Origin of the sequence: Sphingobacterium haloxyli (assembly GCF_002980525.1) — a bacterium.
In the GTDB taxonomy this organism is placed as follows: domain Bacteria; phylum Bacteroidota; class Bacteroidia; order Sphingobacteriales; family Sphingobacteriaceae; genus Sphingobacterium; species Sphingobacterium haloxyli.
This window is the reverse complement of record NZ_PVBQ01000003.1, coordinates 252,797-270,569: the sequence shown is the minus strand read 5'-3', so window position 1 is coordinate 270,569 and position 17,773 is coordinate 252,797. Positions and strand designations below refer to the sequence as shown.

24 protein-coding genes are annotated in these 17,773 nt (G+C 43.1%); 9 read left to right on the top strand and 15 right to left on the bottom strand.

What is annotated here, in order from left to right; all coding sequences use genetic code 11:
* Window positions 1–131 precede the first annotated feature (131 nt).
* Window positions 132–851 carry a DUF4198 domain-containing protein gene (locus C5745_RS05025; RefSeq protein ID WP_105715884.1) on the top strand — a complete coding sequence of 240 codons (720 nt, stop codon included), beginning with the start codon at window positions 132–134 and terminating at the stop codon, window positions 849–851.
* Between the two features lie 92 nt (window positions 852–943).
* The gene (gene msrA / locus C5745_RS05020; RefSeq protein ID WP_105715883.1) at window positions 944–1,615 is read left to right on the top strand and encodes a peptide-methionine (S)-S-oxide reductase MsrA; all 672 of its coding nucleotides are present in this window, start codon (window positions 944–946) and stop codon (window positions 1,613–1,615) included.
* Here the strand turns inward: msrA and C5745_RS05015 are convergent.
* From C5745_RS05015 to C5745_RS04975, 9 genes are all read right to left on the bottom strand, one after another.
* A complete protein-coding gene (locus tag C5745_RS05015) occupies window positions 1,601–1,837 on the bottom strand; it encodes a hypothetical protein (protein WP_105715882.1) in 237 nt (78 codons plus the stop codon). The two genes, msrA and C5745_RS05015, sit on opposite strands and share 15 nt — an antisense overlap.
* Before the next feature lie 324 nt (window positions 1,838–2,161).
* Window positions 2,162–2,800 (bottom strand): YdeI/OmpD-associated family protein, encoded by a 639-nt coding sequence (locus C5745_RS05010; RefSeq protein ID WP_105715881.1) that lies wholly within the window; start codon window positions 2,798–2,800, stop codon window positions 2,162–2,164.
* Entirely contained in the window at window positions 2,790–3,179 is a 390-nt protein-coding gene (locus C5745_RS05005) for a DoxX family protein (RefSeq protein ID WP_105715880.1), read from the bottom strand. Before C5745_RS05005 ends, C5745_RS05010 begins: the two co-directional genes overlap by 11 nt.
* A 7-nt stretch (window positions 3,180–3,186) precedes the next feature.
* Complete coding sequence (locus C5745_RS05000) at window positions 3,187–3,654, bottom strand: SRPBCC domain-containing protein (RefSeq protein WP_105715879.1); 468 nt, start codon at window positions 3,652–3,654, stop codon at window positions 3,187–3,189.
* A 4-nt stretch (window positions 3,655–3,658) separates the two neighbouring features.
* Window positions 3,659–3,979: an ArsR/SmtB family transcription factor gene (locus tag C5745_RS04995; protein ID WP_105715878.1), complete on the bottom strand. Its 321-nt coding sequence runs from the start codon at window positions 3,977–3,979 to the stop codon at window positions 3,659–3,661.
* 94 nt (window positions 3,980–4,073) lie between these two features.
* Window positions 4,074–4,475: a VOC family protein gene (locus C5745_RS04990; protein ID WP_105715877.1), complete on the bottom strand. Its 402-nt coding sequence runs from the start codon at window positions 4,473–4,475 to the stop codon at window positions 4,074–4,076.
* Between the two features lie 3 nt (window positions 4,476–4,478).
* A complete protein-coding gene (locus tag C5745_RS04985) occupies window positions 4,479–4,928 on the bottom strand; it encodes an SRPBCC family protein (protein WP_105715876.1) in 450 nt (149 codons plus the stop codon).
* Between the two features lie 24 nt (window positions 4,929–4,952).
* Entirely contained in the window at window positions 4,953–5,327 is a 375-nt protein-coding gene (locus C5745_RS04980) for a DoxX family protein (RefSeq protein WP_105715875.1), read from the bottom strand.
* A gap of 18 nt (window positions 5,328–5,345) precedes the next feature.
* Complete coding sequence (locus C5745_RS04975) at window positions 5,346–5,771, bottom strand: SRPBCC family protein (protein WP_105715874.1); 426 nt, start codon at window positions 5,769–5,771, stop codon at window positions 5,346–5,348.
* Window positions 5,772–5,909: 138 nt separating this feature from the next.
* Here C5745_RS04975 and C5745_RS04970 point away from each other — a divergent pair, with 138 nt between their 5' ends.
* From C5745_RS04970 to C5745_RS04950, 5 genes are all read left to right on the top strand, one after another.
* Entirely contained in the window at window positions 5,910–6,887 is a 978-nt protein-coding gene (locus C5745_RS04970) for a GlxA family transcriptional regulator (RefSeq protein WP_105715873.1), read from the top strand.
* A gap of 4 nt (window positions 6,888–6,891) precedes the next feature.
* The gene (locus C5745_RS04965) at window positions 6,892–8,313 is read left to right on the top strand and encodes an RtcB family protein (RefSeq protein WP_105715872.1); all 1,422 of its coding nucleotides are present in this window, start codon (window positions 6,892–6,894) and stop codon (window positions 8,311–8,313) included.
* A gap of 100 nt (window positions 8,314–8,413) precedes the next feature.
* Window positions 8,414–9,169 (top strand): SDR family NAD(P)-dependent oxidoreductase, encoded by a 756-nt coding sequence (locus C5745_RS04960; protein WP_105715871.1) that lies wholly within the window; start codon window positions 8,414–8,416, stop codon window positions 9,167–9,169.
* Window positions 9,170–9,232: 63 nt separating this feature from the next.
* Window positions 9,233–10,150, top strand: a complete 918-nt coding sequence (locus C5745_RS04955) for a helix-turn-helix domain-containing protein (RefSeq protein ID WP_105715870.1) — start codon at window positions 9,233–9,235, stop codon at window positions 10,148–10,150.
* A 159-nt stretch (window positions 10,151–10,309) separates the two neighbouring features.
* Window positions 10,310–11,188 carry a PPK2 family polyphosphate kinase gene (locus C5745_RS04950; protein WP_105715869.1) on the top strand — a complete coding sequence of 293 codons (879 nt, stop codon included), beginning with the start codon at window positions 10,310–10,312 and terminating at the stop codon, window positions 11,186–11,188.
* Between the two features lie 24 nt (window positions 11,189–11,212).
* On the opposite strand, the gene C5745_RS04945 is transcribed toward C5745_RS04950, so the two are convergent.
* The 6 genes from C5745_RS04945 to C5745_RS04915 all read right to left on the bottom strand — a co-directional run bounded on the left by C5745_RS04945 (window position 11,213) and on the right by C5745_RS04915 (window position 16,535).
* Complete coding sequence (locus C5745_RS04945; protein WP_105716033.1) at window positions 11,213–12,133, bottom strand: helix-turn-helix domain-containing protein; 921 nt, start codon at window positions 12,131–12,133, stop codon at window positions 11,213–11,215.
* A gap of 103 nt (window positions 12,134–12,236) precedes the next feature.
* Window positions 12,237–13,154, bottom strand: a complete 918-nt coding sequence (locus tag C5745_RS04940; RefSeq protein ID WP_317046833.1) for a helix-turn-helix domain-containing protein — start codon at window positions 13,152–13,154, stop codon at window positions 12,237–12,239.
* A gap of 7 nt (window positions 13,155–13,161) precedes the next feature.
* Entirely contained in the window at window positions 13,162–13,917 is a 756-nt protein-coding gene (locus C5745_RS20585) for an Atu4866 domain-containing protein (RefSeq protein ID WP_243403251.1), read from the bottom strand.
* On the bottom strand, window positions 13,884–14,723 hold the full coding sequence (locus C5745_RS04930; RefSeq protein ID WP_105715868.1) for an oxidoreductase: 840 nt from the start codon (window positions 14,721–14,723) through the stop codon (window positions 13,884–13,886). Before C5745_RS04930 ends, C5745_RS20585 begins: the two co-directional genes overlap by 34 nt.
* A gap of 353 nt (window positions 14,724–15,076) precedes the next feature.
* Entirely contained in the window at window positions 15,077–16,060 is a 984-nt protein-coding gene (locus tag C5745_RS04920; protein ID WP_105715867.1) for an Rpn family recombination-promoting nuclease/putative transposase, read from the bottom strand.
* 103 nt (window positions 16,061–16,163) lie between these two features.
* A complete protein-coding gene (locus tag C5745_RS04915) occupies window positions 16,164–16,535 on the bottom strand; it encodes a DoxX family protein (protein ID WP_105715866.1) in 372 nt (123 codons plus the stop codon).
* 111 nt (window positions 16,536–16,646) lie between these two features.
* Here C5745_RS04915 and C5745_RS04910 point away from each other — a divergent pair, with 111 nt between their 5' ends.
* On the top strand, window positions 16,647–16,991 hold the full coding sequence (locus C5745_RS04910) for a winged helix-turn-helix transcriptional regulator (RefSeq protein ID WP_105715865.1): 345 nt from the start codon (window positions 16,647–16,649) through the stop codon (window positions 16,989–16,991).
* 201 nt (window positions 16,992–17,192) lie between these two features.
* Window positions 17,193–17,759 (top strand): 6-phospho-3-hexuloisomerase, encoded by a 567-nt coding sequence (gene hxlB / locus C5745_RS04905; protein WP_105715864.1) that lies wholly within the window; start codon window positions 17,193–17,195, stop codon window positions 17,757–17,759.
* Window positions 17,760–17,773: the final 14 nt, after the last annotated feature.

The following is a 17,773-nucleotide window of genomic DNA, read 5'->3' as shown; positions in this document are numbered from 1 at the left end:
AACATAAATCATATTGTAGCATATCTAACATCTCAAAAGGCAATCCTACTTTAACGATTTTGTATCTATTTTGTTGCAGATTAACTTCAAGTATGTATATTTGTCTGGAATCAGTCTAAATAAAATATATCATGAAGAAAGCTCCATTATTCGTGCTGTTAATAGCACTCCTGTCAAACTGTTTGTCACAAACGGCCCATGCACATGCTCTTTGGATAGAAGCGTCACAGATTGGCAAAAAAAATGGCACACAAACCGTCAAGGTGTTTTATGGTGAATACGAACACGGCACTAGAGATCTAGTCAAAGATTGGTATGCCGACTTAAGCAAACTCGAACTTTGGATACAACATCCCAACGGTCAATCAACACGCATTGAAACTACCGCCGCAGACGATCACCTTTCGGCCTCTTTTACTCCAGAGCAAGACGGGCTGTATCTTATTCATACCACCCATGCGGCAAGTGAATTAGGTGGGCAGACCAAGTATATCTTTTCGGCGTCTCTCCCTGTAGCTGTGGGACAATCAGATTTAATCATCACCAATCCGAAAGAACCAAATTTGTTGGCTTTTGTCGCACCCGGTGAAAACCGAGTAAAGCAAACAGTAAATATCGTTGTCCTAGACGAAGGAAATGCACTCGCCGACGCCGCTGTGACCGTAATCAGCGCGGAAGGTTGGGCAAAAACATTTAAAACCGATGCGACCGGGAAAGTGAGTTTTCAACCTTTATGGAAAGGTATGTATGTGGTTGAAACCAGTAAATATCTACCTAAAGAAGGCGTTTGGAACGATAAACCACACACCCATGTTTGGCAAGGTTCAACAACGACATTCATTGTAAAGTAGCGTATAGAGCGGACCAGGCGATCCGCTCTTTTTTGTTTCTCAACCGTTCGTAAAGAAATTCGTAACTTTAGATAAATTAAAGAAAAGCTGTCATGAAAAGCCAACAGATCATTCCCTACAGCAGCCGGATACTTTTCTTCCTGCTATTTACCCTTTCGATCTCCTGTGCGCAGACGAAATCGAACAGCGATTCCAGCACCATGGACAGGAGCGCCGCCACGGATCTAACAACCGATACAGCCACGTTTGCCGCCGGTTGTTTCTGGTGTGTTGAGGAGCAATTCAAACAGTTGGAGGGCGTTAGTGCGGTAATATCCGGCTACACGGGTGGCCATGTCCGCAATCCGTCGTATAAACAAGTGACTACCGGTAGAACCGGGCACGCCGAAGCCTGTAATATTATATACGATCCCGCTCAAATCTCATACGACGAATTGCTCGCAGCATTCTTTGTTGCCCATGACCCCACCCAGCTGAACCGTCAGGGCGCAGACGTCGGCACGCAGTATCGTTCGGCTATTTTCTTCCACAACGAACACCAAAAAAAGCTCGCAGACTATTACATCAAGCAACTAAATGATGAAGGCGCCTACGAGAAAAAAATCGTGACAGAGATTAGCCCCTACAGTAAATTTTATATCGCGGAAGATTACCATCAAGATTATTACACCAATAACATGGATGAAGCCTATTGCCAGATGGTCATTAAACCCAAGCTGGAGAAATTTAGAAAGGTATTTAAGGGAAAATTAAAACAACAGTAAGCTCCTCGCGTAATTTACCGCAAACCGGCGGGCTTGTTTCGCCATATCCTCTTCTGACAGGTTTCTCTCCTGTAATTCCGAAGTGCGTTCTTTGTCATGTCTCCGGCCATCGTTTATGCTTTCACCTGCCGTGTCTCGTTCTTCCGCGATGTTTATTATCGATCCGGATTCAGTTTCGTGCAAGTAAAATTGCTCTTTTGACTCTTTTCTTTCGTGGTTCATATCGTCTTTATTAACTGTTCATATACAAAAATACGCGGCAGAATGACAACTATATGTCAGTAGGATTTATCCCACATATCACGTTCCTTTAATTTCGCAGGCACTTTTGGAAGGGAGATGGCCAAAGCACTGCAGCCATTAGACCTTTTTTGCCAAACTGCGTGATCTGTATCTGTATACCGTCTTGTATGGATTTCAGCTGTTGTTCGCCACACCAAAAAGGAAAACAACGAATGGAAATTCGTCGCTTTCCGAAATGCTAGGATTAAAAGGATATCCTTGTGGGAAGGTATAATGATGTCGTTTAATTAACATTGGATCTATTTACAATTTATACTTATCATGTAGACCCACGCCATCTAAAATCTGCTGTTTGTACTTTTCAATCCGACCTATTCTCGTCTGGGCTTGTTTAGGCTGTGAAAAATGGATAATGTATCCCCTTTGTCGCCCAGCGGTCAAGGTGTAAAAAGCTTTTTCAAAAACTGGATCTTTTTCAAACGCCTGTAACAATTCTTCGGGGATAGGTTCTGGTTTTTTCCTGAACTCCACTTTTTTCCCGCTTTTTTCAATCTCAACAGCTTCCAGAATATACGATTTCAAAGTCTCCTTTATCTTTTCGATCTCCTCTGTACTGGTGAATTTTACTATCCTATCGGATTGCAGGTTGCCCTGTTGGGAAAGAATTTTTTGTTCGTCAGATAATAACGCTCCTTTGAAAAAGCCAATGTTAGCCGATGCTTTTAATGCACCTACCGAAACGATGTTTTTACTCTGATGAGTATAAATGGGCGCGCCCCATTTTAACTCTTCTTTCAACCCTGTTTCTAAGACAATCTGCCTCAATGCTTCTAGCTCATCCCGCCAAGCATGGACTTTGCATTGGGGAGTAGCGCCATATTTACAGCGCATACAACCATCTATCAAGTATTTATCGACCTGCGGATTTAATTCAATCTTCATTTTTAGCGATTACGAGTTTTCGTTCATTCGGTCGGAAATACCAAGAGATAATGGTTAGCACGAGTAGTAGTGACGGTCCAACATATTCCATCGCTCCGTCGCCAACCGCGATATGGGTAAAAATAGCGCCCGTCATTAAAAAGAAAAAACCTGCGTAAGCCCATTCTTTGATCAACGGAAGTTTCGGTAGCAAAACTACCATTACACCCAATATTTTCCAAACACCAATAATGGTCAAAAAATAGGCAGGATAACCCATCTCAGTCATTTTTTCGACTTCTTCCTCCATTCGGATAAGTTGTACAATTCCTGTTGAAACCATCCCTAAGCTAAGCCAGACCGTTGCTATCCAATAAATAATTCTATTTTTCCTTTTCATCGTATGCCTATATTAGTTTACCAATTACCTTTTCCAGTTGGTTATGTGCCATATTTATTCCCTCCGCAAATGGCATCTGTAACATCATATCCCTGTCTTCTACCGACTTGTAAATCACATGCATGGTCAATTTGCTACGACCACCGGCTAACTCAACAAATTCCAAAAATTCAAGCTGCACAGGGAACGGCGTATTCTCCATTTCGAACGTTCTGGTGATTTTTGCATCCGGTACAAACTCGTGGATCACACCATTGGCCCGGAAAAGAATATTGCCTTGTGCATCTTGCGTCTCGAACTGGTAGCTTCCATGCGGCTTACTTTCCATTTTCAGTACCTTGTTACCCATCCATTGCTCAACTAAATCGGGTTCGATATAAGCTTTGAACAACAAATTGAGAGGCAGTTCAAACTCTCGGGTAATGATGATTTCCTGTTTGCCTTCTACGGCATCCACTTTTGTCTTTCTTTCCATTTTATTACGTTGATTTATAGTTCTTCATGAGGGCCTCCAACTTATTAAACCGATCATCCCAAAGTTTCCTAAAAGGCTCTATGAAATCGGCAATTTCTTTCATTTTGCCTGCGTTGAGATGATAATAGATCTCCCGCCCCTGCTGCTCTTGTTTTAACAATTCACAGGCAGTGAGTATCTGCAGATGTTTCGAAACTGTTGGGCGAGCGGAATCAAAATTGGAAGCAATGACCCCTGCTGTCATGGACTGGGTTGCCAGCAGCATAAGGATGGCCCTTCTTGTGGGGTCAGCAATTGCCTGAAATACGTCACGTCTTAAATTCATTATGAAGTCATTTGACTACAAATATATATGTAGCCAGGTAACTTCGCAATTTTTTTTTAAAAAAATTCAATTTTACGTTGTATGAGGGAGCATATTACACAGCCAATATCCACCTCACCTCAAACCTGTCGACTACCTCTACCAATTTCTGGCTATCGTGATCGACAGCAGCAGAATGTGCAGTATCAAACTCGAGCTTTTCAATTAATACCTGCCTTTCATCCACATTCTTGCAATGCAGAAAAACGGCCATATAATTGCCAACTTTCCTTCCTTCATTATATACAAGATCTGACCCATGAATAGTAATACTGTCAGAAAAAAGCGAGCCAATAACGATAGGCTTTTCTGGATGCCCCTGCCATTCTGTTTCAAAAGGTTCGAACAGCAGTGAACCGCCAAAGCAAGTTTGGTAAAAGGCGAGCGCTTCCCTACAGTTACCCGAAAAAGTAATGAAGACAGCACTCGCACATTTGCCTCGGTTAGAAACGATCATAGTTTATTGCCCATCAGGTATTTCGGGTTCTACCAACTTGATTAATTTCTCCAGGGATTCCTGCCAACCTAAATAGCACATCTCTGCAGGAATTGCCTCGGGAATCCCCTCCTGTAACACCTTCAACTCTGTACCACATGAAACCCTATTCAGCCATACGGTTGTTGTCATTTCCCCTGGCATAGCTGGGTCATCAAACTTATCGGTGTATTTTATAAACTCATTCGGCTTTATTTCCACATACGTTCCTCCAAAAGAGTGGCCATTTCCCGTACTGAAATTGATAAATGTCATATGGTACTTCCCTCCCACTGCGAAGTCCATCTGTTGTACGGTACACACGAAGCCGTAAGGCGGCAACCAGGTGGCATGAGCTATGGGGTCCGAAAATGCGCGAAACACCTTTTCCGGACTTGCCTTAATTACTCGATGTAATGAAACTGAATTCTCCATGACTAATATTATTTTTTAAGTGAACTATTGTATACTAGGTATACTAGGGTTAAACCGATAAGAAACAGCAAGAATACCCAACACTACCAATGGCATCAGCATGAAGCCGATATTCTGATCTACACAGGCATGACTGATGAAGGCGAAGATCAAATTGAAAGTGAGTCCGGCATATGCCCATTCTTTTAATTTAGCAGGTGCTTTTGGATAGGAAATAGCCAACACGCCCAGTACCTTACATATGATCAATGCGTATGCAAAGTAATCGGGGTAGCCCAAAGGTCTGGTACCTATAGTCGCTTGCTCTGGTGAAAAAAGCAGTGCACTGAGCGGCATAACGCCTTCCCACAGGATAATGATAGCAGTTGCGACCCAAAAGATTATCTTATTTCTTTTCATAATAGTAAAGATTAAGGTTTACGATTGTGTTGATTCAACGTAACGCACAAAGTTGTCCGATATAGCTTGCCACCCTTGTTTCTGAAATTCCGGATCATTTTCTGTTTCCGCATCAAACGTGGTCTCTATTTTAGTTTTACCACCTTCTGGAGTAAACAATGTGGTCGACCTTCTGCCATCGGACATAGTGTACGAGATCTCTTTATGTAGCTCAACGCTATCATAAATGCCTTCAAAGTCAAAACCAAAACTGCCGTCTTTGGCCTCCATTCTGTTTTTAAACTTCCCGCCTACTCTCAAATCATTTTCGCTGCTTGGCGTATGCCAGCTTGGGTCAGGCGTGTTCCATTGCATGATATCACTTGGTGTGTTCCATGCCTTCCAAACATCTGCTACGGGAGCATTTGCTACTGCTTCTACCGTAATTCTTGTTACTTCTGTCATTGTTAAACTTCTGATTATTAATTATTACAATCCAAAATTACCAAAGAATACACGACTACGTCTATTGTAAAAACGACAGCCTTAGGGGTAAATTATGACAAAACAATTTGCTAACTTCGTTTAAATCATTTCATGACTATGCAGATTTCTGTCTTTGTTCCCGAGTTTGGTGTTATCGAGGCGATTACACCGCCGTTCAGAACCTTTCAAACTGCCAACGAGTTCCTCACCGTCTTCGGCAAAACGCCCGTTTTTACGGTCGAATACGTCGGTCTGCAAGAATATGTACCAGCCAACAATGGCGAATACGTAATCAAAACCAATAGGCTACTCAAGCACGTAGCCGAAACGGACCTATTGATTATTCCGCCGACTTTCGGTGACACGATCAAAGGGATCCAAGCCAACGCAGAAGCGATCCCCTATTTTAAAAAACTGTACGAAAAAGGTTCATGTCTCGCCAGTTTATGTATCGGAGCCTTTCTTTTAGCCGAAACTGGATTGCTCAACGGTAAGAAATGTTCCACACACTGGGCGCATGTAAACGAGTTCAGAGAACGATATCCTCAGGTGGAAGTCGAAGACGGTGCAATTATTACCGAGCACGACAATATTTACAGCAGTGGTGGGGCAAGTAGTTTATGGAACCTCATTCTATACCTGGTAGAAAAGTTTTCCGACAGGGAAACGGCCATCATGATCTCCAAATATTTTGCGCTGGATATCGGGCGGGATAGCCAATCCCAATTTGCGATATTCAAAGGACAGCGGACTCATGGCGATGACGCTATCAAAAAAGTGCAGGACTACATTGAAACCCACTATCAGGATAAAATATCCATCGAGATGTTGGCCAATTTAGTCCACATCGGCCGCCGAACTTTTGAAAGACGATTTAAGGAAGCCACCAATAATACCCCCATCGAGTATATCCAACGGGTACGGATAGAAGCCGCTAAGAATTTCTTTGAAGCCTCCCGAAAGAACGTCAGCGAAATCATGTTCGATGTAGGTTATACCGACACAAAAGCCTTCCGGGATACCTTTAAGAAAATTACTGGGCTTACCCCTATCGAATACAGAAATAAATTTGCGAAGGTGGCTACTGAAGTGTAAAAAAATGGAAAATAAAAGAATTAACGGCAACGACTTACTTGCCTTAGGATATAAAGAAAACCATGCGATGGGCGTGGCGTTGAAGATCAACAAGAAAAGACTCGGTTTCAGTCGAGAGCAAATGTTGGCGAAATTCAAAGACGTGCTGGACCACCCAGAGTCTTATTTAAACGACAAGACCTTTAAACCTTTGGCCGAGGTCCTGTTAAATATTGACGCGATCGAAAAAGAAACGATTTCTTTGAACGAAACCCCAGATGAGTATGCTGTATATGGCGAAGACCATATCGAAGAAGGAGCCAAGAAGCAGATGGACGTCGCTATGAAGTTGCCGGTCACGGTCGCCGGTGCTTTGATGCCAGATGCGCACCAAGGTTACGGCTTACCCATCGGCGGTGTGCTAGCCACCAATAACGCTGTTATTCCCTATGGCGTAGGTGTGGACATCGGATGTCGAATGGCGCTTTCGGTATTTGATTTACCAAGCGATTATTTGGATACCAACCGCGACAACCTGAAGAAAGTGCTCATGGCCAATACACGGTTCGGGGCAGGCCATGGTTATTTAAGACACGAGCGCGTGGATCACGCTGTTTTGGACAACGAGCTATTTGATACACACGATCTTATCCGATCGTTGAAAGATAAAGCTTGGACGCAGCTAGGTTCTTCCGGCGGAGGGAATCACTTTGTGGAGTTCGGTGTGATAGACTTTACCGAGGCAGATGAAGCCTTGGGTGTAGCACGAGGGAAATATCTAGCATTATTAACGCATTCCGGTTCACGTGGACTGGGTGCCACCATCGCGGGTCATTATACCAAATTGGCAAAAGATATCTGTAAACTACCTTACGCGGCCCAAAATCTAGCTTATCTGGATCTAAATACCGCCGAAGGACAGGAATACTGGTTAGCTATGAATCTAGCCGGCGATTACGCCTCGGCCTGTCATGAGGTTATCCACGATAAGATCAAAACAGCATTGGGTGCCGAATTATTGGCCAAGGTCGAGAACCACCACAATTTTGCATGGAAAGAGCAGTTTGAAGGAGAAGAAGTGATCGTTCATCGTAAAGGCGCCACCCCGGCAAGTAAAGATACAATGGGTATCATTCCGGGTTCAATGGCTACCCCAGGTTTTTTGGTTCGCGGCAAAGGCGAAGAAACCGCCATCAACTCGGCCTCGCATGGCGCTGGACGGTTGATGAGCCGTACGCAAGCCATCAAAACACTGGCAGCCGCCGATTTAAAGACAATGCTTGAAAACCATGGCATTACCTTACTTGGGGCCGGAATGGACGAAGCGCCTATGGCATACAAAGACATCTATACCGTGATGGCCGCTCAATCCGATCTGGTCGATATTGTGGCTAAATTCTCTCCTAAAATTGTCCGTATGGCAGCCGATGGGTCGCGGGAGGATTAAGTACACGGGAGCGGTTTCGGCTACAACTACCCCGTATTGAGATACAAAACGCCTGTTTATTAGAATGATCTTTGTCTTGTCATGATAAAAAAGAAGAACAATGAGTAAAATAGCATTCGTAACAGGCGGAAGCCGTGGATTAGGAAAAGACATGGCGCTACGCATTGCCGAAAAAGGCTTAGACGTCGTGCTGACGTACAAAAGTAACAAAGAAGAAGCCGCCAAAGTAGTTGAAGCCATTGAAGCGAAAGGCCAGCGGGCCTTTGCCGTACAACTGGACACTTCAAAAACAGACAGCTTTGATTCCGTCATTGCGGAGATTCGAAACACGCTAAAAGAAAAACGCGGACAAGAAACAGTTGATTTTTTAGTTAACAATGCAGGCATTGGGGTTGTTAACCCTATTACAGAAACCACAGAAGAGCAGTTCGACACCCTTTCGGATATCCACTTAAAAGGCGTATTTTTCTTAACACAGAAACTTATTCCGCTACTTAACCAGGGCGGCGGAATCATCAATATCTCTTCCGGTCTGGCAAGATTCAGCATGCCTGGCTATGCGGCCTATGCCATGATGAAGGGCGGTATCGAAGTTTTCTCCCGCTACTTGGCAAAAGAACTGGGCAGCAAAGGCATCCGGGCGAACACTATCGCTCCCGGCGCCATAGAAACTGACTTTGGTGGTGGCGCTGTTCGTGACAACGAGCAATTCAATCAGGCCGTTGCTTCGATCACGGCGTTAGGCCGTGCAGGTTTGCCCGAAGACATCGGCGGCGTCGTGGCGTTTTTATGTACGGAAGATGCCTGCTGGGTCAACGCACAGCGTATCGAAGTTTCAGGAGGCATGAACATTTAACAAAAAATGTAAAAAGAAAAGTAGAAGTTTGTATCTTCTACTTTTCTTAATGGATCAGCGCATATGAACAAATTAATCCGAATCGACACGATTACTGAATTTCACCGGTTTAACGGCATACCGCTTCCTGATAACCCACTCATCAGCGTAGTGAACTACGGTGACCTCCTCAAGACCGAGGGACGTTTTCAATACTTAAAATCGTTCTATAGCATTGCCCTGAAAAAAGACGTGGTCGGGAAATACCGTTACGGACAGCAATCCTATGATTTTGACGAGGGCCTGATGACGTTTTTTGCTCCACAGCAAGTACTCCAGGTCCATTATACCGAGGACGACGTACACCGCTCTCCTTCGGGGTATATCTTATTAATTCATCCTGATTTTCTCTGGAACACGAGTCTTGCGGAGAAGATGAAGCGATACGCATTCTTCGGATACGAGGTCCATGAAGCCCTTTTCTTATCCGAAAAGGAAGAAAAGATTATCTTGGAAATATTCCGACAGATCCAGCAGGAATATTCAGGCAATATGGATGATTTCAGCAAGAACATCATTATTTCCCAAATCGAATTGCTACTTAACTATTCCGAGCGTTTCTATAAACGGCAGTTCCTGACCAGAGATCAAAGCAACCACGAAATCCTAACACGGTTCGAAAAGGCATTGGATCGTTATTTTAAAAGCGACGCATTGCTGGACAAAGGCCTGCCTACTGTACAATACCTGAGCGACGAACTACATATCTCTCCGGATTATCTGAGCAGTACGCTAAAACACCTTACCGGTCAGAATACCCGGCAACATATCCAGCATAAAGTTATCGAGCGAGCGAAAGAGAAACTATCGAGTACCGCGCTTTCTGTCAGTGAAATTGCCTACCAGCTGGGTTTTGAACACTCGCAGTCGTTCAGTAAACTATTTAAGCAAAAAACAAATCAAACACCTTTGGAGTTTCGGAAAAGCTTCGATTTGAATTAGATATACAGACCTTCATCGAAGACGAATTTTTTAGCATATCACTGTTTCATTATATGTCGTTTTAATGCGTATACATAGTAAATAACAGCGCTTTAAAGTAGAAGTTTTTTTTCTGTCCCGTTAAATATTTATTATCTTATCGACACTTATCCCAATAATATGAACAAATTACTCAAAGAACTAACGGCAGACGATCAATTCATCATGGAGGAGCACCCTACGGATGTCAGCGCAGAGATAACGGAGGAAGAAGCTATCCGAGGATTGAAAAAGATCAGGAAAGAAATCGCGGAGATCCAAGACATCATCTATGCACACAACAGATATGCCGTGCTGATCTGTTTTCAGGGCATGGATACCGCTGGAAAAGATTCCCTTATTCGGGAGGTATTCCAAAAATTCAATGCCCGCGGGGTTGTGGTCCATAGTTTTAAAACACCCACCTCCAAAGAGTTGCAACACGACTATCTCTGGCGCCATGCGATTGCCCTGCCAGAAAAAGGCAAGTTTGGCGTTTTCAACCGCACCCATTACGAAAATGTGTTAGTAACCCGTGTGCATCCCGAATACATCCTCAACGAAAACATCCCCGGCATAACCACCGTCGAAGATATTCCGAAGGACTTTTGGAAAACCCGATATGATCAGATCAATGCTTTCGAGCGACATGTGGTCAATAACGGGACCATTGTTTTCAAATTCTTCCTCCATCTCAGCAAGGATGAACAGAAAGACAGGCTCCTCAGGCGGCTGGAAAAAGAAAAACACAATTGGAAGTTTTCACCGGGCGACCTGAAAGAACGTGCGCTATGGGATCAATACATGGCCTATTACCAGGAAGCGATACAAAACACCTCAAAGAGCCATGCCCCTTGGTATATTATTCCATCAGACAGCAAGCCCATCGCGCGGTATTTGGTAGCGAAGATCATATTGGATAAACTTAAAAAATACAAAGACATCCAATATCCCGAGATGCCTCCCGAAATCGAACAGCATAAGGCCACGTACAAAAGAGAACTGGAAAATCAGGATTGAGCTCTCGTCAACGATTAACTTGAATTAGTTAAACGACTTCCGAAATGCCAACGGCGTCAGGTCTGTTTTTGTTTTGAACAGTTTACTGAACGATTGAGCATGCTCAAAACCCAATTCATAGGCGATTTCGTTAACGGTTAATTGCGTGGTTGAAAGCTTTTCCTTCGCCTTATCTATCAATTTTAGATGAATATATTGCTGCGTGTTCAGCCCGATTAGCGAACGGAGCATATCACTTAGATACCCCGAAGACACATTGAGCCGCTCGGCCAAAAACTGTACAGTCGGAACACCATTTGTCAACGACCGCTGGTTGTTGAAATAATCGTCCAAAATTGCTTCCGCTTTCTGTAATAAATTATTATTAACCACTTTACGAGTAACAAACTGCCGCTTATAAAAACGGTTGGCATAACGCAACAGTAATTCAATCTGGGCGATGATCACGTCCTGGCTAAATTCGTCTACACGACTATCGAGTTCCTGTAACATGATTTCAAAAAGGGAGAGCATAGTCTCCCTTTCACTTTCAGACAAATGTAACGCTTCGTTGACCGAATAGGAAAAATACCCGTACCCTTTAACTCCTTTCGCCACCGGATACCCCTGTAAAAAATCCGGATGAATCAGCAGCAAGTAGGCGTAGGTTTTACTGTTGTACTCGGTCGTTCCGACGAGTTGATTGGGAGCTGTAAACAACATACTACCCTCGTTAAAATCATAGTAATCTTGCCCGTATTTCAGTTTCCCGCTATTTTTCGTGATGAACGTAATTTTGTAGAAATCCAGCACATCATAAATGGGAGCCATATCCGTATTAAACAGATTTCCTTCATGAAAATGCACCAAGCTAATCAACGGATGCTGGGGCTTGGGCAATCCAAACGCCTCATGGCTTTCCGATATGGATCGGAACCGTACCAGGTTTTCTTTCTTCGTTTTCATCACCATAAATCTAATAAAAATTAGACTACCAAGGAATTACATTATCCCGACCAGAAAAGCCTGCCGGCCCCGTAAAAATCCCCGTAGGAGGATAATCGAAAAATCAGTTGAAAAATCGTCTAAACTCCAAAGGCGTCTGGTTGGTTTTTTGTTTGAAAAGTTTACTGAATGATTGTGGGTGCTCGAAACCCAATCCATAAGCAATCTCACTTATAGACAGGTTGGTTGTGCTTAGTTGTTCTTTGGCGTAATCAATGAGCTTATTCTGGATGTGCTGTTGCGTGGTCTGTTGCGTGTGCAATCGCAAAAGCGTTCCCAGATAATTAGGCGAAATGTTCAGTTGTTCTGCAATGAGGGTGACTGTTGGCATACCATTTCCCAACACGTTATCTTTTTGAAAAAGATCAGAAAGTACGCTTTCAAAACGCTCCAGCAATTCGTAACTTGATTTCTTCCGAGTCAAAAACTGACGCTCATAAAAACGTTCCGCATAAATCAGCAAGAGCTCCAGTTGTGCTACAATCAGTTCCTGGCTGAACTTGTCTATATTCGACTGGTATTCCTGTTCAATCTTGAGCAAGATGTCTACCATAATGTTCTCTTCCTTATCGGAAAGAAAGAGCGCCTCATTTACCGCATACCGGAAAAAGTCAAAGGATTTTATCTTTTTCGCCAAGGGCGTGTTCCAAAGAAAATCAGGATGAATGAGCAAAAGCCAACCTGTGGGCTCTACCACAGCATTCGGATTGACTTCTATTTTCAGAAATTGAAGTGGTGCAACAAATGTCAATACTCCCGAATCAAAATCATATTGCTGCTGTCCGTAATTGAACTTGGCATTGACATTCCGCTTTAACCCCACCGAATAAAAATCCTGAATCCATTTCATCTGACTATCATTGATCGGATAAGCAACCTTACTGTAATCGATCAAGCTGATCAATGGGTGTTCAGGATTCGGCAAACTGCAGAACTTGTGAAACTCGGCTATAGAGTTAAAGCGGAATGTATTTTCCATCATAGCTAAATTACTTATTTTCTTTGTATAATATCATCCCGGCATGATACAAAATGCCGTCCTTAAACTCGCCGTCAGCCGTAAACCCCGTGTCGTCTTTGTAATCAATATGATTTCCCGTTACTTTGTAACTACCTTGGTAGGCACTTTTACGATTTCCACGAGCTTCATCATAACGATTTCCAGGCAATAATTCGTGACGGATCTTCCCATCGGCAGTTACCCACATCCCGATGTAATCTTGGGTTTCTTCGATAGTTTTTGTCATCTTATTTATCTTATCAGTCATCAAGTTTGTTAATTCATAAGTATCCAAAAATGCAATACAGCTTATGATTTTTCCGTTTTTCAACTGCATTTTCCATAAGTACGTATTTTCATAAACAGCATCACTTTTGGTAGTCGCACTTGCCTTAAAGTGAAGCCACACGTTAGCGCCATCCGCTGTAAGATTAATCAGCTCCGGCTTTAACGGAGTTTTCAGTTTGGCGATAATCGGCTGGACAGCACGTTTTAAAAAATCAGCTTTTCCGCTATATTTTCCCGAAACGGGCGATTTGCCGCTGACGGTCCATACCGCGTCATCCGCCAGCAGTTCAAAAAAGCTGGTCTCATTATTTTTCCATTTTTCAAATTGCAGATAAACGATTTCGACCGCCTCCTCCGTCTCGACGCCTACGGTTTCTTGTGCTTTGGAGGAACAACAGGCGCTTCCCATCGCCATAAGCACGATTAGAAGCCGGTGGATAGTGTGTAGCTTTTCCATTGTTCGATATCTTTGTTGAGCACATCCGCCTTGTTTTTCGCCATCTCGTAGGCATCAGCGCCTAGTAATAAATGAACCGGTGGAGTATCATCTTTACTGACAGCAATCAATACATCTGCCGCTTTCTCCGGATCGTTCGGCTGATTGCCGCTGATACTATCCAGGTGTGCTTTTTCGGACTGACGGGCAGCTTCATATTCTTGAATAGCCAGATTTGGTGTTTTTACAGAACCGCCAGCAAGAAAATCAGTACGGAAATACCCAGGATAAACAACCGTCGCGCTCACCCCAAATGCTTTTGCCTCTTCCGCCAATGCTTCGGTAAATCCAGCAACCGCAAATTTGGTAGCACAGTAAATACCCCATCCGGCAAAGCCCCCAAAAAGACCACCTACCGATGAAATATTAAAAATAGCACCCGATTTCTGCTTACGTAAATACGGCATAACATTTCGGATAACATTCAGTGAACCAAACACATTGACATCAAAATTTTCTCTAGCCTCTTCGTCGCTCAGTTCTTCTAATGTGCCTATCTGCCCATAGCCCGCATTGTTTACCACCACATCAATTTTGCCGAAATGAGCCATGCTTTTTTCAATGGCAGCTTTTACGTCGTTATCATCTGTTAGGTTTACTTCCATTGGAAGAAAGACCTCTGATGTATTTCCAATCTCTTCGACGAGCGATGTAGCGCTCCGTGTCGTAGCCACAACGCGATAGTTGTTTTGTAGTAGCTTTTTTACCAATGTAAGTCCCAGACCTTTTGAAGCTCCAGTGACCAACCATACTTTTCTTGTTTCCATTTTCTTAATCGTTATTACGTTAAAACAATGTAACAAAGTTGGTTATATTCAAAGTGTTAGACGTAGTTAAATCAATGATTGACGTAGTCATATCGTGGATACCGCTCGTTGCAGATTATTGATACCTGATTTCGGTTGTAGTATCTAGGTCTGGATAGAGGCGGATAATCATCCCGAAGAGGTATAAATACAGATTCTTTATAATACCATGAGCCGATTAATGCGATTAATCGGCTCATGTACTTGATGACACCTGGCTATTTCATTAAATAGTTTATAGCACCTCCATCTACCAACAGCTCTGTTCCGGTAACAAAACTTGCATTGGAAGACGCAAGGGACAGACCAACGATTTACGTCAGCTTTTTTATTTCATCTATGGATAGTTCCAGCACGTCGGAAATTACTTCTACAGCAAAGCCTTTCTGCAACATTTTCAATGCTGCTTCCTTACGGCTTTTCTCCATCCCCTTCTCCATCCCCTTCTCCATCCCCTTCTCTATTCCTTTCTCTATTCCTTTCTCTATTCCTTTCTCTATTCCCTCTTCAATTCCATCAGCATATCCCTTTGCCCTACCTGCTCGCATTGCTGAATTATATACACTTTCCGCATCACGTTTATGCTTTAGACTCGCTTCGTATGACATAAGTTCCTCCTTTGTTAATCTACCTATTTCACCTATATCAAAGATAAGACCAAATATCCGCTTATCCAAAAACGTGGGTAATTTGTCCATGGTACTCAAGTTTTTCAAGAGATAAAACCATTGATCCATCACGCTGTTTAACTCCGTCGACGTCTTTTTAAAATTGGGAAGCGAAACCAATTTATACCCAAGTTTGTCATAAAATAGCTCATGCGTGTGCTTGTCACAAAGTGCTACATCATAGAAATATGGACGGTCTGTAGTCCGCAAAGCTACATTTCCTCCTTCTCCTCCTAATCGGAACTCCAGAATCCCTATGAAATAGACCTCCGGCAGACGATAATTATTACCTTCCTTCCCCCTAGCCAATTGTTTACTGATCAAACGCGATGTGTAGTAAACCGCGCGGTCCTTAAAGAAATCCTGAAAAAGCTGCTGCATTTCTACAATAAAATACTCTCCGTCGCTACCGATACAATGCAGGTCAAACACGACACGACGCATTTCAGCATGATCACCGTCGTGTTCAACCGACTTATACTTCAGGTCCTTAATCACCTTTTCACCTTCGAAGAGACTGTTCAGAAACTCGATCAACAAAATCTTGTTCTCTTCCCTACCGAAGTAGAACTTCATACCAAAGTCCGTCCGGATATCAACATACTTTCCTACATGTTTTGTCTTTGCCATAATTCTTATATTTTGGTTATAGAAGCAAATATAAGAAAACTAAAATTATTAGCAACAATAACATGTAAATATCCGGTAATGTCGCAGGAAGCGGCAGTTTAGCTTACGTTTTTTTCATCCTGATAACAAACAGCGCAAGGACCAATATCAATACATTGATACCGATATTTGAAGCCTCGCCCTTGGAGATATGAAATAAAGCTGCCGACAACATCAGCAGCACGATTCCCCACGCGGCATAAACGATTAATTGCGGTTTGGCCTTTAGTAGAGACGGCAAGATAATCCCCAGCCCTCCCACAATATCCACGATTCCGACAATCATAACCAGCGGACGATTACCAACGGTCCATGGCCACATTTCGGCCAAGTCAGAGGCTGGGGTAAACAGCTTGGTATAACCAGCCCATAATAATGTCACAGATAACAGTTCCTGTACTATTAAACTTACGATATTCCATTTTCTCACTCGCATTTCTTTTTATTTTAATTATAAAAACAAAAATAGATACCTTTACTATCCCATTGATATTACTATCCCGTTGGAAAGCACTATCCAACCGGGTAGTATCACAAATACGATATTATGCTAGAAGAAGGAGGATGCCCCAAAACGATGCTGTCCATCAGTGATGCCTTAGAGGCCTTAGACGGTCGATGGAAATTATTGATCTTATTTGCCTTATCCGATGGACCACTACGGTTCAAACAGATTTCGCGAGAGGTCATGGGTATCACCGATAAGACGCTATCCAAAGAACTGAAATTACTGGAGTCCAATCTCCTTATAAGCCGCCACGTGTACGATACGTTTCCACCTACAGTCGAATACGCCATTACCGAACACGGCATGTCGCTGGAAAACGTACTTAAGGAGCTGCATTATTGGGGTCTGCATCACCGAAAAAAGGTACTTGGTAAGGTATCTTAATGCCTTTTCCTGACCAAATCAATTATACGAACGAGAATATTCACCATGCAAACGTAACATCCACCATCTAAACACGGATCAAATCTATAACATATAGTCCTGTTTGTATAACGAAGGAGCTAACGTACCTCCATACCTTTGCTGCATCGAATATGAACAATCATCCCGCTAGATAATAGCTGATGACTAAAAGGACATAGCATGGCAACGAAGAAAGCGTACGAACAGAACTTAAACATTATTACCGATGAAAATCGGCACGTTGCGAATTTGTTAGCATATGATGCTGTAGAGAAATTAGCAGCATCTATACAAAACTCAAAAAGGCTTTTTTTCGCTGGAGCAGGGCGAACAGGCTTGGCTTTAAAAATGGCAGCCATGCGTTTTATGCACCTTGGCTATGAGGTGCATGTAATGGGAGAAACCGTTACGCCGGCAATTTTAGAAGGCGATTTATTAATCTTAGGTTCTGGATCTGGAACCACTTCTACACTGGTTACCGCAGGAAAAAAAGCGAAAAACCAGCATGCAACCCTGGCAGTGCTTACGGCAGATAGTCAAAGTACACTAGCACAATTGGCAGATCAATCCGTCCTCATTCCGGCAGCAATTAAGACAGATTTCGGGATGTCTGCTTCCGAGCAATACGCAGGCAGTCTGTTCGAGCAATCCATCCTTCTACTTTTCGATGCCATCTTTATGACCTTATGGCAGGAATCAGGATTGAGTAAAGAAGATTTATGGCCGAAACATGCCAATCTCGAATAAGTAAACACATTTTT